Source organism: Blautia sp. XA-2221 (assembly GCF_028767025.1).
GTDB lineage: Bacteria > Bacillota > Clostridia > Lachnospirales > Lachnospiraceae > Blautia_A.
The window spans coordinates 27,001-42,843 of the sequence record NZ_JAJQXX010000018.1 but is presented as its reverse complement, the minus strand read 5'-3'; the positions used below and the strand labels follow the sequence as shown (position 1 = coordinate 42,843).

General features: G+C 40.7%; 15 protein-coding genes and 7 tRNA genes. 15 read left to right on the top strand and 7 right to left on the bottom strand.

Going from position 1 to position 15,843, the window contains the following annotated elements; genetic code table 11:
* The first annotated feature begins 2 nt into the window (after positions 1-2).
* From LU279_RS12750 to LU279_RS12725, 6 genes are all read left to right on the top strand, one after another.
* Positions 3-75, top strand: a tRNA-Val gene (locus LU279_RS12750).
* A 10-nt stretch (positions 76-85) separates the two neighbouring features.
* Positions 86-167: transfer RNA gene (locus LU279_RS12745), tRNA-Tyr, on the top strand.
* 44 nt (positions 168-211) lie between these two features.
* Positions 212-284: transfer RNA gene (locus LU279_RS12740), tRNA-Thr, on the top strand.
* Positions 285-300: 16 nt separating this feature from the next.
* Positions 301-374 (top strand) — tRNA-Met (locus tag LU279_RS12735).
* A 5-nt stretch (positions 375-379) separates the two neighbouring features.
* A tRNA-Phe gene (locus LU279_RS12730) sits at positions 380-452 on the top strand.
* A gap of 59 nt (positions 453-511) precedes the next feature.
* Positions 512-584, top strand: a tRNA-Lys gene (locus LU279_RS12725).
* Positions 585-693: 109 nt separating this feature from the next.
* Here the strand turns inward: LU279_RS12725 and LU279_RS12720 are convergent.
* Both LU279_RS12720 and LU279_RS12715 read right to left on the bottom strand, forming a co-directional pair.
* On the bottom strand, positions 694-834 hold the full coding sequence (locus LU279_RS12720) for a hypothetical protein (RefSeq protein ID WP_274422864.1): 141 nt from the start codon (positions 832-834) through the stop codon (positions 694-696).
* 4 nt (positions 835-838) lie between these two features.
* Positions 839-973 (bottom strand): hypothetical protein, encoded by a 135-nt coding sequence (locus LU279_RS12715; RefSeq protein ID WP_274422863.1) that lies wholly within the window; start codon positions 971-973, stop codon positions 839-841.
* A 412-nt stretch (positions 974-1,385) separates the two neighbouring features.
* Here LU279_RS12715 and LU279_RS12710 point away from each other — a divergent pair, with 412 nt between their 5' ends.
* The 4 genes from LU279_RS12710 (at position 1,386) to LU279_RS12695 (ending at position 4,361) form a co-directional block, all read left to right on the top strand.
* A complete protein-coding gene (locus tag LU279_RS12710) occupies positions 1,386-1,766 on the top strand; it encodes a hypothetical protein (RefSeq protein WP_274422860.1) in 381 nt (126 codons plus the stop codon).
* Positions 1,767-2,016: 250 nt separating this feature from the next.
* Positions 2,017-2,838, top strand: coding sequence for a SpoIID/LytB domain-containing protein (locus LU279_RS12705; RefSeq protein ID WP_274422858.1), 822 nt, complete (start codon positions 2,017-2,019; stop codon positions 2,836-2,838).
* 216 nt (positions 2,839-3,054) lie between these two features.
* A complete protein-coding gene (locus LU279_RS12700; protein ID WP_274422857.1) occupies positions 3,055-3,870 on the top strand; it encodes a M23 family metallopeptidase in 816 nt (271 codons plus the stop codon).
* 248 nt (positions 3,871-4,118) lie between these two features.
* Positions 4,119-4,361 (top strand): GIY-YIG nuclease family protein, encoded by a 243-nt coding sequence (locus LU279_RS12695; RefSeq protein WP_274422855.1) that lies wholly within the window; start codon positions 4,119-4,121, stop codon positions 4,359-4,361.
* Between the two features lie 253 nt (positions 4,362-4,614).
* On the opposite strand, the gene trhA is transcribed toward LU279_RS12695, so the two are convergent.
* Positions 4,615-5,277, bottom strand: coding sequence for a PAQR family membrane homeostasis protein TrhA (gene trhA / locus LU279_RS12690; RefSeq protein ID WP_274422853.1), 663 nt, complete (start codon positions 5,275-5,277; stop codon positions 4,615-4,617).
* Between the two features lie 604 nt (positions 5,278-5,881).
* Here trhA and spoVT point away from each other — a divergent pair.
* Entirely contained in the window at positions 5,882-6,430 is a 549-nt protein-coding gene (gene spoVT / locus LU279_RS12685; protein ID WP_274422852.1) for a stage V sporulation protein T, read from the top strand.
* Between the two features lie 180 nt (positions 6,431-6,610).
* On the opposite strand, the gene LU279_RS12680 is transcribed toward spoVT, so the two are convergent.
* From LU279_RS12680 to LU279_RS12670, 3 genes are all read right to left on the bottom strand, one after another.
* A complete protein-coding gene (locus LU279_RS12680; RefSeq protein WP_274422851.1) occupies positions 6,611-7,642 on the bottom strand; it encodes a 3-deoxy-7-phosphoheptulonate synthase in 1,032 nt (343 codons plus the stop codon).
* Positions 7,643-7,750: 108 nt separating this feature from the next.
* Positions 7,751-8,317 carry a M15 family metallopeptidase gene (locus LU279_RS12675; protein ID WP_274422850.1) on the bottom strand — a complete coding sequence of 189 codons (567 nt, stop codon included), beginning with the start codon at positions 8,315-8,317 and terminating at the stop codon, positions 7,751-7,753.
* 54 nt (positions 8,318-8,371) lie between these two features.
* Entirely contained in the window at positions 8,372-9,835 is a 1,464-nt protein-coding gene (locus LU279_RS12670) for a nicotinate phosphoribosyltransferase (protein WP_274422849.1), read from the bottom strand.
* A 246-nt stretch (positions 9,836-10,081) separates the two neighbouring features.
* Between LU279_RS12670 and LU279_RS12665 the strand changes: the two genes are divergently transcribed.
* Positions 10,082-10,153: transfer RNA gene (locus tag LU279_RS12665), tRNA-Gln, on the top strand.
* A gap of 165 nt (positions 10,154-10,318) precedes the next feature.
* Here LU279_RS12665 and LU279_RS12660 read toward each other — a convergent pair.
* A complete protein-coding gene (locus tag LU279_RS12660) occupies positions 10,319-11,287 on the bottom strand; it encodes a LysR family transcriptional regulator (protein WP_274422848.1) in 969 nt (322 codons plus the stop codon).
* 304 nt (positions 11,288-11,591) lie between these two features.
* Between LU279_RS12660 and LU279_RS12655 the strand changes: the two genes are divergently transcribed.
* The 3 genes from LU279_RS12655 (at position 11,592) to LU279_RS12645 (ending at position 15,429) form a co-directional block, all read left to right on the top strand.
* The gene (locus LU279_RS12655; protein ID WP_330684682.1) at positions 11,592-13,043 is read left to right on the top strand and encodes an aspartate ammonia-lyase; all 1,452 of its coding nucleotides are present in this window, start codon (positions 11,592-11,594) and stop codon (positions 13,041-13,043) included.
* A gap of 304 nt (positions 13,044-13,347) precedes the next feature.
* Positions 13,348-14,055 (top strand): acyl-[acyl-carrier-protein] thioesterase, encoded by a 708-nt coding sequence (locus LU279_RS12650; RefSeq protein WP_274422847.1) that lies wholly within the window; start codon positions 13,348-13,350, stop codon positions 14,053-14,055.
* Between the two features lie 294 nt (positions 14,056-14,349).
* Positions 14,350-15,429: a LacI family DNA-binding transcriptional regulator gene (locus LU279_RS12645; RefSeq protein ID WP_274422845.1), complete on the top strand. Its 1,080-nt coding sequence runs from the start codon at positions 14,350-14,352 to the stop codon at positions 15,427-15,429.
* The last annotated feature ends 414 nt before the right edge of the window (positions 15,430-15,843 follow it).

The following is a 15,843-nucleotide window of genomic DNA, read 5'->3' as shown; positions in this document are numbered from 1 at the left end:
ATGGGGTCTTAGCTCAGCTGGGAGAGCATCTGCCTTACAAGCAGAGGGTCATAGGTTCGAGCCCTATAGGCCCCATAGAAATCAAGGGTGGATTCCCGAGTGGCCAAAGGGGGCAGACTGTAAATCTGTTGGCACCGCCTTCGAAGGTTCGAATCCTTCTCCACCCATTAACCTGAAAAGGTTAAGAGCTAATGTCAAAGGCTCATGGTAAGCCGATGTGGCTCAATTGGCAGAGCAGCTGATTTGTAATCAGCAGGTTATCGGTTCGAGTCCGATCATCGGCTTTCAATTCAATAATACCGCGGGGTGGAGCAGTCTGGAAGCTCGTCGGGCTCATAACCCGAAGGTCACAGGTTCAAATCCTGTTCCCGCTATTTATGCCCAGATAGCTCAGTTGGTAGAGCAGAGGACTGAAAATCCTCGTGTCGCTGGTTCGATTCCGGCTCTGGGCATTTCCTTTTGGAAAGTCATTCATGTACTTTCTGAAAAGAAATAAATAATTTAATAATATGGGGTATTAGCTCAGTCGGTAGAGCACTTGACTTTTAATCAAGTTGTCCGGGGTTCGAATCCCCGATGCCTCATGAAAAGCCTTCAAGTATTTACCTGAAGGCTTTTATTCTATCTGAAAACAGATTTTTTCTATTGATGTTTGATCCGAAGCAGCCATACAATTCAAGAGTTAGTAACAGATCACTGGTTGAATAGAAAAACAAAAATCAGCTTATAAAATTCTTGATATCCTATTTCTTCATCAGGATTATATTTCGCATTATCTTTATTCACAAGTTTATCTTTTTCTTTTATATCAGAATGCACTTTCTTTTTATCCACAAGTTTATTTTCTTCTTTTATTCAGAAGATATTTTTCTTCATACACAAGCTTATCTTCTTCTTTTATATTAGAATATACTTTTTCTTTATCCACAAGTTTATTTTCCTTTATATCAGAATGTACATTATCTTCATTCACAAGTTTATCTTTTTCTTACATATCAGAAGGTACTTTTCAGAGAAAGAGAGAAAGGTTCTGGATTTCAGGCTTCTTGTTGACAGTAGTTCTTATACACGTTGATATAATGAAAGTGATTTCCGGAAATATATTTGGGGAAATACTGGAAGAAGCTTTTTCCAACTATAAAGTTTTAAGGTTAATAGCCGGAAAGGCTAATAATTAATGTAAAAGGTTCATGGTAGGTTGATAATTACATTACTTTATCATGAATTGGGTTTTGAAATATACAGAACATGATGTAATGAAAATGATAAAAAGTGAAATTTATAGTTCTATCTTTCTAAATGATCCGCATAGAGTTATAGTACCTGAAACATTGTGGGAAAGGCGCAGCCCTGGTGGGACAGGCATAAGAATAAGGAGGGCTATTATGAGAGGATTAAAAGAATTTTTCTGTAAGATAGTTGCTGCTGTGATCTGTTTTGGTATAAAAGTATTTTCTGGAAATATATTGCTCAACATACCGAAAGAAAAAAATGCGTCATTTTATCCGGAAATGAAAAGAAATAAAAAATGCGGAAGTCACAAAGTACAGGCTGGCGGCAGGTGTGCTGAAACGACAGGTTCTGTAACTGGTAAAATATCTTATGTCAAAAATAGTATAGATAAAAGTCGATATCATTTATTTTTAAAGCAGGTTTTTTACTGGCTTCAGGGGCCGGGTGACAGAATGCAGATAGTTAAGTATTCCAGTGCAAAGAAAGGTTTAGAACTAAAAAAGAAAGAGTTGCTCTATTTAGTTCCTGAATAATCTGAGGATTTAATGTTCTGGAAGCTCTGTGTTGGATGATAAAAATAAAAAAGATTAAGAGCTAATGTCAAAGAGCCATAGTAAGCTTGGTTTGGTTGGCAAAGCAGCTGATCCGTTTACTCCTGCCCGGCTATATTATACTTCGGGCAGGAGTTTTTGTGTCAGAGAAGAAGAGATTTTTATAAAGAAATCTGCTTATAAAACATCACAAAGCGACATATATTAAGACAAAGTACATACGGGAAAATTTATGAGAAAAAGAGAAAGGTTTTGGATTTCCGGTTTTCTGATGTTGTTTTTTGTTCCGTATATAGGCGTTATGGCAGTAAATGGAGTGGAGGCTGCAATTATAAACAGAACTCCGGAGCCGGAAGAATATATTCCTCTTATTCTTTCTTTGCAGATTCCGGATGATTATGAAAAAGAAGCAGTAAAGGCTCAGGCAGTCATAGCCAGAACAAATTTTTTCAGGAGGATTCAGGAAAAAAATATTTCAGATGTGCTGGGGGAGATCTGCAGAGAAATAAAAAATGAAAAATTTGCGTGGCTTTTTCCAGATAAAATTTATGAAAAAGCTGTAAAAGAAACGCAGGGGCAGGTATTGATATCAGATGGTGAACTGAAACTTGTTCCCTATCATGAAATCAGCAACGGTCAAACCAGGGACGGAACACAGGCCTTTCATGATAAAAAATATTCTTATTTGAAGTCTGTGGACAGCAGCGGAGATAAAAATTCTCCACTTTATTTAAACAGTACATATATACAAGAACAGCAAATGCCTTCTAAACTGGATATAGAGCAAAGAGATGGCAGTGGGCATGTGGTAAGTCTTAGGGCAGATGGGGATATTCTGGAAGGAGAGGCGTTTGCACAGGGAATGGGGCTTTCCTCTTCGGATTTTTCGATTCAGAAAGTGGGTGGAGAGTTTCGCTTCCTTTGTAAAGGAAAAGGACACGGGTTGGGATTTTCCCAATATGGAGGAAATGAGCTTGCCAGAGATGGAAAAGACTGGAAAGAAATCCTAGAAACATATTTTCCAGCAATGGAAGTTGCGGCATATGAAGGATAGATATGTCAGAGAAGAAAAACCAGAAAGAAATCCAGGAAACATATTTTCCAGCAATGGAAGTTGCGGTATATGAAGGATAGATTTTTGAGAATTAATGGCGGTTCTGTTATGTGCTATTGGATATTTTCTCATTTATAGTAAATAAAAGTGAATAGACTCAGGTATTCTGGACACCCTATAAATACAGAAATGATTATAAGCAGAGGTGAAAGGAATATGACAAAAAACAGAATTGTAAAGTATGCCACAAACACAGCCCTTTTAGCAGTTCTGGCTGCAGCCGGAATTGGAGCTTATCAGCTTGGTACATCAAAACCAGAAGAAAATATCCAGGAAGAACAGGATTTTGTGGAAATGGAACAGAGCACAGAAGAGGAACCTATGGTAGATGTGGGAACAACTGAGGTAGAAGCTGATATGGAAAATACATCAGGGGACCTGGCAGGAACAGAAATGGCAGACGAAAACAACAGCAGCGAGACAGAGTCTGCACAGGAAGAAACAACTTTAGAGGAGGAAAGCCAACAGCCAGAAGAAGAAGGAATTACTGGCCAGGCTGGAGAAAACGAAACGACAGATGCAGCGGCAGGCGCAGTAGAAGCCCCGGTCTTGAGCTTTTCGGAGGAAACACAAATGGAATGGCCGGTAAATGGAAATATTCTGCTTGACTATAATATGGATCAGACTGTATATTTTCCAACGCTTGATCAGTATAAATTAAGTCCTGCTATTTCAGTGCAGGCTGCTGAAGGAGCTCCGGTGCTGGCTTCTGTGCCTGGAACAGTATATTCAATCGAGCAAAATGCACAGACAGGAACAACTGTGACAATGGAAATAGGAAGCGGCTATCAGGCTGTTTACGGGCAGCTGAAAGACCTTGCCGTAGAAGAAGGCGAAACAGTAGAGAAAGGCACTGTAATCGGCTATATTGCAGCTCCTACCAAGTATTACAGTGAGGAAGGAAGCAATCTTTATTTTGCAATGAAAAAAGACGGAGAGCCTGTTGACCCGATCGCCTATCTTCCGGAATAAAAATAAAAGAAACAGTTCGGTTTTCTATGGAAGTATTTTTAAAAAATAAGGAACATGGAACTGTTCACAAAAAATAAGAAACAACGTATAATAAAAGCAGGTGGGAACAAAAATCCGCAGTCGGCAGTTCTCCTACCTGCTTTTTATTTATCAGTGATGTACTTTGTACGGCCGGCTGCTTTTATATAGATGCAGGGATGGCTGCTGAAGCGAAACGGCAGTTGTCCTTTACATAGATGGAGTAGAGAATGAATTATACATATATGGTACAGTGTGCGGACGGCAGTCTTTATACAGGGTGGACAAACTCTCTGGAAAAACGTCTGAAGGCTCATAATGAAGGAAAAAACGGGGCGAAATATACAAAGGCAAAGCGTCCGGTACGTCTTGTTTATTATGAGGGATTTGCTACCAGGGAAGAGGCCATGAGGCGTGAATGTGAAATAAAAAAGCTTACCAGAAAGCAGAAAGATGTTTTGAGAAATTTTTAACCGGAACACAATATATAAGCTATAAATGAGCAAATATCGAATTTTCATTATGGAATCCGCAATATGCGGACATAAAAGAAATATTAAGCTTTATATGTACATTTTATACAGACAGATTTGTAATGATCTTGTCTACTTTTTTGAATTGACTTATTTATAGATATAAGATGAAATAGATCAAAAAAATAATTAAAGGCATAAAAATATCCATTTGTCTGATAAAAACTGTCTGTCAGACAAATGGATATGGACGTTATAGTGGCATGGTGGCAATAAAGAAATACATTACAATAAAATGGCAGGCGCTTCCAAGCATAATAAACACATGAAAGATTTCGTGGGAACCAAAATTTTTATGTCTGGCATTGAAGATCGGAAGTTTTAATCCATAAATAATACCGCCAATGGTATAAATGATCCCACCGGCCAGAAGCCAGTTGAATCCGGCTCTGGGAAGCGCATGAAAAATCGGGACAAAAGCAAGGACACAGAGCCAGCCCATTCCAATATACAGAACAGAGGAAACCCATTTCGGACAGTTGATCCACAGTGCTTTTAGAAGGATTCCAACAATGGCTATTGTCCATACAAGACCGCAGAGAATATATCCGATTTTATTGTGAAGAGCAATGAGACATACAGGCGTATAGCTTCCTGCGATCATAATAAAAATCATCATATGGTCTATTTTGCGAAGCCTGCGGTTGATTTTTTCTGTGGAATCTACAGAATGGTAAAGGGTACTCGCTGTATAGAGAAGGATCATTGTCAGTATAAATACTGCAAGAGCAGTAATGTGCAGAGTATCTTCAGCTCGTGCGGCTTTTATGAGAAGTGGAGCTGCTCCGGCTGCCGCCAAAAGAACAGCTATGCCGTGAGTGATGGCACTCCATGGATCTTTCAGTTTCAATTTCATGAAAATCGCCTCCTGATTTAAGCTTGACTTAGATGTTTTGATATGTAGTTTTAAAAACTACATATTAAGTATATGACAACTATATTACAAACATGCATAAAAGTAAAGGGATTTTACAGAATTTTAATATTTTTTGATAATCAAAGTAATTTTCGCGAAATATTGTATAGTCCGGGCAGAGCTACCCTTACGTTCTTTTTTGAGCAAAGCAGAACAGTTATCAGATCAAGATGGGATTGGATATAAGCTGGCATATGAGAGATGATGAACGGCAGAATGATATCGGTTACGGTTCTTCTGCGCCACAGTAATTGGTATCTGTGCAACAGCAGTTGGTATCCGGTTATAGAGAATACAGAAAATCAGGGTGGCAATAATAAGAGCAATTTAATAGAATGGCAAAATAAAGCAAAGCTTCATCTTGGGGACAGTGTTATGATTTTTCTGTTATATTTAATACGGCAGAAAATGGAAAACTCTGTCATTATTCGGATCGGGTGAAATGATCAAAAAAGAAATTATATTAGAGTAAATGTATAAAAATCCTCCATTTACAGATACTATTTCCAGAATCGGAAAGTACAGTAAACGGAGGATTTTTTATATGAAAGCTACGGGAATCGTAAGGCGTATAGATGATCTGGGCAGAGTTGTGATACCTAAGGAAATACGCAGAACATTAAGGATAAAAGAAGGAACTCCACTGGAAATTTTTACAGACAGAGAGGGCGAAATTATTCTGAAAAAATATTCTCCTATTGGTGAACTCAGTATGTTTGCCAAGGAGTATGCAGAGGCTCTGGCTCAGACAACAGGATTTCTTGCGTGCATTACTGACCATGATCAGGTTGTGGCGGCTGCAGGACATGGAAGCAGAGAAATTGCAGGAAAAGAAATCAGCCGGTGTCTGGAGAAAGTTATTGCAGAGAGGGAAGGCAAGTGCTTTAATTACGGAGAAAAAGGAAAAATTCCTGTTGCAGACAGCCAGGAAGGAGTTTTATATGCGCAGATCATTCAGCCGATCATTTGCGCCGGAGACGCCATAGGGGCGGTGATCCTCATTGGAAAAAGTGAAAAGGATATATTTGGAAACCCGGAGAAAATGCTGGTACAGACAGCAGCAGGATTTCTGGGAAGACAGATGGAGCAGTAAAAAAGCTTCATTTTGCAGCTTCTGACATTCATTTATATGATTTATTATTGAGAATATAAGCATAGAAAAACCACCCTTATAACTTTGATAGGTTCATATCAAGGTTTGGGTGGTTTTTTCTATGTTAAATAATGCTGAAAGTTAATTTCCTTATAGCTGGGAGTGCCTTCTATAGATTTCTCAGCATTTCTCAGCAATCTCGTAGATCAGTCGTTCGGTATCCTCCCATCCAAGGCATGGATCAGTGATGGAACAGCCTGGAATCATATGATCGCTGATATCCTGCCGGCCTTCTAAGAGATAGCTTTCGATCATAACACCCTTTACAAGCTTTTTCAGGTCGGAATTGTAATTGCGGCTGTGGAGAACCTCACTGACAATACGGATCTGTTCTTTATACTGCTTGCCGGAGTTGGAGTGGTTCACATCAACAATAACAGCCGGATTTTTGAGATTCCACTGATTATATAATTCTGCAAGGCGTACAAGTTCTTCATAGTGATAATTTGGCTGAGTCTGGCCGAATTTATTTACGCCGCCTCTGAGGATCGTGTGGGCAAGTTCGTTTCCACTGGTAGCAACATCAAATCCACGGTAAATAAAATGGTGGGAATGCTGGGCCGCGGTAACGGAATTTAACATAACAGAAAGATCTCCGCTGGTAGGATTTTTCATTCCAACAGGGATATCCATTCCGCTTGCAGTGAGTCGGTGCTGCTGGTTTTCTACAGAGCGGGCGCCGATCGCTTCATAAGACAGAACATCGTCCAGATAGCTGCGATTTTCAGGGTAAAGCATTTCGTCTGCGGTAGAGAGCCCGGTTTCTGCCAGCACACGGATATGCATTTTACGAATGGCGATGATGCCGGCCAGGAGATCAGGAGCCTTGTCCGGTTCCGGCTGATGAAGCATACCCTTGTAGCCGTCTCCTGTGGTGCGGGGTTTGTTGGTATAGACTCTCGGAATGATGATCAGCTTGTCTGAAACCTGGTCTGCAACATTTTTCAGCCGGTTTGCGTATTCGCACACAGTATCCTCGTTGTCTGCAGAGCAGGGCCCAACCAGAACAACGAATTTATCAGATTCTCCGGTAAAAACTTTGCGGATCTCACTGTCTCTCAGAGATTTTACTGATCTGAGTTCATCTGTTAAGGGATACTGTTCCTTCAGCACTTCGGGCAAAGGAAGCTGGTGGTTGATGTTCATTGACATGATAGATTTCCTCCGTAAGTAGATTGGTTATAAAATATTTATAAAGGTTGTGGACAGTAATGTGTAAACAATAGCGGAAATTTTTATTTACGAAACATTCATAGTATATCACTTTAAATCGGAAAAGTCCACCGGATTTTCAAGCATATGATATTCTTCCAGGGTAAGACCGGTAAGCGAAAGATAAGAGGCAAGAGATCTGGTTACATATCGAATGTGCCAGGGTTCCCAGGGGATCCCGGTGATATGCTCTTTATTTTGGGGATAGCGTATAATAAAACCAAAAAGCGCAGCATGACGGTTCAGCCAGATTCCCTCCTTTGTTTCTGCAAAGGCCTCAGTCAGCTCCATTTGTACTGCAGGGCAGGACATATCCAGCGCCAGACCGCTCTGATGTTCGCTGGAGCCCGGAGACGCTACATAAGGCGCTCCTGTAAAAAGCTCTTTCTGGCGGCTGTAGGAGCGGTAGCCGGAGATGCAGTACAGGCTCAGTCCCTCAGAGCGGCTGCGCATGATCAGCTCCAGAGCGGAGCGGGCAGTTTTTTCTTCCAGAAGGCGCTTGGGCTCTCCGGGAACAGCATCAAACGGCAATCCGATATCAACCAGATGCTCCGGGATAAAATCTGCCGGAAGCGGATGCTCCCTGTTAATGAGAATCGTGTAGTCTTTGTCCATAAAAATCCCCCCTTACCTTTTATGATATGAAAGGCACAGAGGGGATATGACCGTTTAATCAAGAGCTTTTTCGCTGATTTCCTCAAGAAGATTCTTTTTCAGATCATAAAGCTTCTGAGAAAGATCTACATAAACCTTCTGAGGATTCACCAGACGGCGGGATTCATCCCAGAGAGTATCCTGCTCTTTCTGGCAGTATTCGCGAAGCTCCATAACCTCAGGCGAAGTGTAAACCCGTTTTCCTTCCCGGATCACCGGAATAAGAAGTTCACGAAGCTCGTAGGTGCCGCCCAGAACCTTTGTCTTTTTCCAGGTATCCACCGGATCAAAGATGATCATAGTTTCTTCCGGGTCAAAGCTCTCATCAGTCAGACAGATCAGGTCGGCCTTGATCTTTCCGGTTTTTTTGCTGTAAATACGATAAACCGTTTTGTCTCCGGGGTTTGTTACTTTTTCTGTATTTTCGGAAAGCTTGATCTTTGGCACAAAAGTATTACTGTCAGCATCTTTTACTGCGGCCAGCTTATAAACTCCACCAAAAGCCGGATTGTCTTTGCTGGTAATCAGATTGGTTCCCACGCCCCAGGAATTGATTTTTGCATCCTGGGTTTTCAGGCTGTCGATCAGGTATTCATCCAGATCGCTGGAAGCCGAGATGGTAGCGTCATCGAAGCCGGCAGCAGCCAGCATTTTGTACGCTTCCTTTGAGAGATAGGCAAGATCGCCGCTGTCAATACGGATGCCATATTTTGTCAGCGGAATACCCTCCTCACGCATTTCCTCAAATACACGGATCGCATTGGGAACGCCTGATTTCAGTACATCATAGGTATCGACAAGAAGGATACAGGAATCAGGGTACATTTTTGCATAGGTTTTAAATGCAGTATATTCATCCGGAAAACTCATGATCCAGCTGTGAGCATGAGTACCCAGAACAGGAACATGGAACATCTGGCCTGTAAGAACATTGGAGGTTCCCACACAGCCGGCGATCACAGCCGCGCGTGCGCCGTAAATGCCCGCATCAGGTCCCTGAGCGCGGCGAAGTCCGAATTCCATAACTCCGTCTCCACGGGCTGCATAACAGACTCTTGCCGCCTTGGTGGCAATAAGACTCTGATGGTTAATGATATTAAGGATCGCTGTTTCTACAAGCTGCGCTTCCATAACAGGGGCAATTACTTTTACAATAGGTTCCCGTGGAAAAACAACAGTTCCTTCCGGAACAGCGTAAATATCACCTGTAAAATGAAAAGTGCTGAGATATTCCAGAAAATCTTCCTGGAATATATTCAGACTGCGAAGATAAGCGATATCTTCCTCTGTAAAACGGAGATTTTCGATATATTCGATCATCTGCTCCAGTCCGGCTGTAATGGCAAAGCTGCCTCCGCAGGGATTGGTACGGTAAAACATATCAAAGATCACGGTCTGGTCTGTCGGGTTTTTAAAATACCCCTGCATCATGGTCAGTTCATAGAGATCAGTGAGCAGAGTGAGATTATTTGCTCTCATATAATGTCTCCTTTATTGAGAATGCTTTTTGTTTGTCTTATTATACTTTGCTGATTTAAGGAAATTATAGTATAAAAAACAGTATGTTTCAATAAATCTTTATAAAAAGAAAGACTGTTCCGCAGGGAAAAAAGAGGCCGTAGAAAATTTTTTGAAAAAAATTTAAAAAAATTAAAAAAAGGGGTTGCATTTTTTTTTAGACTATTATATAATACCACTTGTCGCAAGCGAGAAGCGAAAAAACATAGGGCTATCGCCAAACGGTAAGGCAACGGACTCTGACTCCGTCATTTCAAGGTTCGAATCCTTGTAGCCCTGCTAAATGAGCATCTTTCAGTTCACTGAAAGGTGCTTTTTTCTTTGTCAGTAAATAAAAACGTTCCTCGAGAATCCAGGGAGTCTGAAGCAGACCTGTCCTCTTTGTTCTGTATTGGACAGGTCTGCCTGCAGTATAAAAACAGTGCAGTATTCTGGGACACAGGATCAGGGCGCTGTGCAGCAGCCTATTTTTCGGTTGTTCTGAGTACACATCTTTAAAAATTCTTCCATAGCCCGGCTGAGATATCGGCCTTTTTTCCAGTAAAAACAGATATTACGGCAGTTGTCCTTCAGAGGCAGCTTGTAATAGACCACATTGGGATTGGGTGTAACCTTTGTTATCATAATATCTCCAATAAAGGAAATGCCCATGCCGGAGCAGGTAACATTGTAAGAGGTCATTTGCTGGTCCATTTCAAAAGTAACAATAGGGTCAAAATGATGTTTTCGACAGATTTCCAGAGCTCTTTTTCCAGTATCATTTTCCTGTTTCAGCATAATAAAAGGTTCCTTTTTAAACCGTGACAGAGGAACTGAGGGAATCTGCGGATCCAGAAATTTTCCTGTCTGAATGTCAGAAACAGAAAGCTGAAAATCCCGGAGACTGTCATTAACAGGAAAGGAGCCGGGTACAGCAAGAAGAAGATGTTCTTCCTGATAAAGAATGCTGTCAAAAATTTCCGGATTCAGGCTGGTATTATCCAGTACAAGGTCAATACTTCCGCTCTGGAGCATTTCTGTAAGCTTTACTGTGGATTCTTCCACAAGACGGATCTGGATCTGTGGATAAAGAGCTGCAAAATCAGCCATAAGTGGCGGAAGGATCCACGAAGAAAATAAGTTACTGCCGCCCAGGATCAAAGTTCCTGTTTTCAGTCCTCCCCAGTCATTGATAAAGTCTGAAAAGTCTTTTTCTATATTCATGATACGTTCTACACAGCGGATATACTGTTCGCCACATTCCGTAAGTCCAAGAGGTTTTGTGCTTCTGTCAAACACCGGATAACCGATCCGGGCCTCTACACGCCTGACATTGGCGCTGAGAGAAGGCTGAGAAATAAAAAGATTGGCAGCAGCCTTTGAAAAACTTTTTTCTTTATAAACTTCATAAACGTATTCCATTCCCTGAAACATAATGGTTCTCCTTAATATAATTTTTAAATTATAATAATTATAAAAATATATGTATTTGATTATATATTAGCATATTAATATAATGAGAACAATGAAAATGAATGGGTACAGAATCGGTTGCTGCTAATGAAAGTTTATTTGTAAGATCGGCCCGGCAGGAATCTTGGGCGGAAAAGCTAAGAACAGTGGACGGTGATCAGAATCTGTATGAAAATCACCGGAATCAGCAGCAAATAAGAAAAGGCCGGATGGGATAAAAAACTGCTTCGGTTATAGAGCAGGAAAATGCAAAGGGAGAAAAACAATGAACAAAAATGGGGAAATAGAGAAGAAACAGGATTATCGTGTAGAAAAGGATTCCATAGGAACAAAGGATGTTCCGCAGAATGTGTATTACGGAGTGCAGTCTCTCCGGGCAGCAGAGAACTTCCATATTACAGGACTGAATATGCATCCTGAGATCATCAACAGTCTTGCGTATATTAAAAAAGCAGCTGCAATTACCAACTGTGAGATCGGTATGCTGGACAAAAAGAAAGCAAAAGCCATTGTACAGGCCTGTGATGAGATTCTGGAAGGAAAGCTTCACGGTGACTTTATTGTAGACCCGATCCAGGGCGGTGCCGGAACTTCTTTAAATATGAATGCCAACGAGGTTATTGCCAACCGTGCCATTGAGATTCTGGGAGGAGAAAAGGGCGATTATTCCATTATTAATCCCAATGATGATGTAAACTGCGGACAGTCTACAAATGATGTGATCCCTACAGCCGGTAAGATGACCTCTCTCAGACTTCTGAAGAATCTGAAAAAAGAACTTCTTCGTTTACATAAAGCGCTTTGTGAAAAGGCAAAAGAATTTGATCATGTAATCAAGATGGGACGTACACAGATGCAGGATGCGGTTCCGATTCGTCTGGGTCAGGAATTTAATGCGTATTCTGTTGCAGTTATGCGTGATATCCACCGTATGGACAGAGCAATGGAGGAAATGTGTACTCTCAATATGGGCGGAACTGCTGTAGGAACAGGAATTAATGCTGATGAGGCATATCTCAGAAGAATTGTTCCCAACCTGGTAGAGGTTTCTGATATGGAATTTGTGCAGGCCTATGACCTGATAGACGCAACACAGAACCTTGATCCTTTTGTTGCAGTATCAGGAGCAGTAAAAGCCTGCGCGGTAACTTTATCCAAGATTGCAAACGATCTGCGTCTGATGTCATCCGGTCCAAGAGCCGGATTTGGGGAGATTAATCTTCCGGCAAAGCAGAATGGTTCCTCTATTATGCCCGGTAAAGTTAATCCGGTAATTCCGGAGGTAGTCAATCAGGTTGCTTTTAATGTGATTGGAAATGATGTGACGATCACCATGGCAGCAGAAGCAGGTCAGCTTGAGCTGAATGCATTTGAACCTATTGTATTTTACTGTATGTTCCAGTCCATTGATACACTGGCTTATGCAGTTGAGACATTTGTGGATAACTGCGTAACAGGAATCACAGCAAATGAAACACGTTGCCGTTATCTGGTGGAAAACAGTGTGGGAATCATTACTGCGATCTGTCCTCATGTGGGTTATCAGAAAGCAGCGGACATTGCAAAAAAAGCAATCAAAACCGGAGAATCTGTCCGCAGTCTGATTTTGAAGGAAGGACTTTTAGATGAGGAGCAACTGGATCATGTTCTGGATCCGGTCAATATGACGGAGCCTGGAATTTCCGGAAAAGAGATTCTCATGGCAAATGATAAATAATAACGCCGCAGTAAATTATATATTTTAGTGATTAAAAAATAAACAAAATCCCTTTTTGGCAGTCAGAGCAAATCAGTTGATGATGCCGGAAAGGGATTTTTTGTGTATATAAATGAAAGGGCATCGACATGCCAGGATCACGACACATACGGGGGAAATGCTATTGCCGAAGATGACCGGGGATGCATTTTGACCAAGTCATTGTGAAGGCTGTGAACAGAGACGTCAAATCTGCCCTTGCAGTGCATAACTTCTGTGGATATAATAAGAAAAAAATGTATTGACACAGAAAAGAGGGCGTAATATGGCATACAGTTTCAGCGGAAGAGTCCGCTACAGTGAAATCGGAGAAAACGGTCTTTTAACTTTGCCGGGGATACTGAATTATTTTCAGGACTGCAGTACTTTCCATTCAGAGGCAGCAGGGCTTGGGATAGAGGTTTTAAAGGAAAGAAATAAATTCTGGGTACTTTCTGCATGGCAGGTGGTTGTAAATCGTTATCCGTGCCTGGGAGAGGAGATTGTTACTTCAACATGGCCTTATGGATTTCGGGGATTTATGGGATTCCGTAATTTTACCATGGACACGGCGAAGGGAGAGCGGCTTGCATACGCCAATACATTCTGGACCTTTATAGACGGGAAAAACGGACTGCCCTGCAAGCTCAGATCTGAAGACACAGAGGGATATGGTCTGGAGGAAAAGCTGGATATGGAATATGCATCCAGAAAGATCATTGTGCCTGAGGGTTTTGAAGGAGAAGAAAATTTTCCTGTGCAGAAGCATCATCTGGATACCAATCATCATGTAAACAACTGTCAGTATATTCAGATGGCAATGGATTATCTTCCTCTTGATTTTAAAATCAGGCAGATGAGGGCTGAATATAAACAGCAGGCCCGGCTTCACGATATCATCTGTCCGGAGAGAGCTGTGGACGGAGATAAAGTTGTGATAAAGCTGAATGACACAGAGGCAGAGCCCTATGCAGTAGTGGAGTTTATCAGGTAGGAGAATATTGACGGGGGGAGAAACCGGCAGGGATGATGCGGGCATTTATGAAAAAGAGTATAAAATGCAACTTTTTTATGGAAAGTCAGAAAAACAGGTAAAATAATGTTTTTTGCAAAAAGGATGCTTGTGTCACATAAAAGAATTTTGTATAATTTTGGTATAGAAATTGACATTCCAGACAGAAGTTCCGGTGGTGTCGGATATTTTGTGTGAGAGAATTTCTATGATTTTATACGAAGGAAAGAGCTGCGACAGAAAAAATCTGAGCAGATTAAGTGAAAAGGTGAAACCATGAGTGGGATTAAAGATGTGGCAAAGCGGGCGGGAGTTTCGATATCAACAGTTTCAAATGTTCTGAATAAGTCAAAATATGTCAGTCCGGAGTTGGCCAGGAGAGTTGAAATGGCAGTGGAAGAGCTGTCTTATGAGGCAAATCCGATTGCCCGAAGCATGAAGAATAATAAGACAGGAACTATTGGTGTAATAACAGAAGATATTTGCGGGGTATTTTATCCATATGTGGTAAAGGGAATTAATTCTGTAGCAGAAGAAAAAGGATATCAGATCATGATCTGTGATGCTCAGGGAACATATGGGGATAAGCAGGCAATAAAAAGAGAAAAAGAACTGTTTCGCCGTATGATTGCCAGCAGAGTTGACGGCATTATTTTTGTTTCTTCTGTATCTTCGGAAAACAGAGAAAAGTATTTCAGCCAGATAAAAAAGCAGGCAAACAAATATAAAAAAATTCCTCTAGTAAGTATAGAAAGAGATTTAACCGGAGTAGGAATTGATTCTGTATATTTTGACAGTTATGCAAATTCCAAGATGGCTATTCAACATCTGATTGACTGCGGATGCAGGAAAATATGTCATATTACAGGTCCGACCCATATGGAAATTGTAAAGGAACGAGCAAAGGGATACAGGGATTGTCTGAAAGAAAATAATCTTGATTATTGTGAGGACATGATCGTTCATGGTGATTACAGCCATTTGAGCGGCTATGTTGCAGTAAAGCAGCTTATAAAGCAGATTCCTGATATGGATGGAGTGTTTTGTGGAAATGATCAGATGGCAATTGGTGTTATGAAGTATCTGAATGAGCATGGAAAAAGGATCCCGGAAGATATTAAGCTGATAGGCTATGATGATGTGTTTCTTGCAAGTGTAGTAGAGCCATCTCTTTCTACGATTCATATAAGGAAACGTCATGCCGGGATTGAAGCTGCAAAAATGCTTTTCAGAAGAATTGAAAACCCGGATATAAATATTGGACAGCCAGTGGCAGTAAAAATGGATGCCAGGCTGGTAGTACGTCAGTCAACAGTAAAAACAGCTTCAGAGGACTGGAATCTGGTGGACTGGTGAAGAGAAATCGAATAGTAAAGAGAAGTATACCCCGACAGTTTTGTAAATTGTCGGGGTATTAATTTTTGTTCTATTATGTTAAAGATGAGAAATAGAGTAAAATATTATAAAAATAGAACAAATGATTTGATTTAAGAAACGTTTTTCTAAAGATATTTACAAATAAAAATGGAATGTTTTGTGCAAAATAGATAAAAATACATATAAAAAACGTTTTAATATGCACAAAAAATAATTTTTTGTAACTTTTTAATTGACAAAAACGTTTTTCTGAATTATTATGTAAGCAACTTAAACAAGAAAAGAAAGGAAACCGGAATCCATATAGTATAAATGCACAATATGTTATGGATTCATTTTTTTAAAACACAGAAAAACGTTTTACTGAACTTTGAGAACAAAGGGAGGAATAGC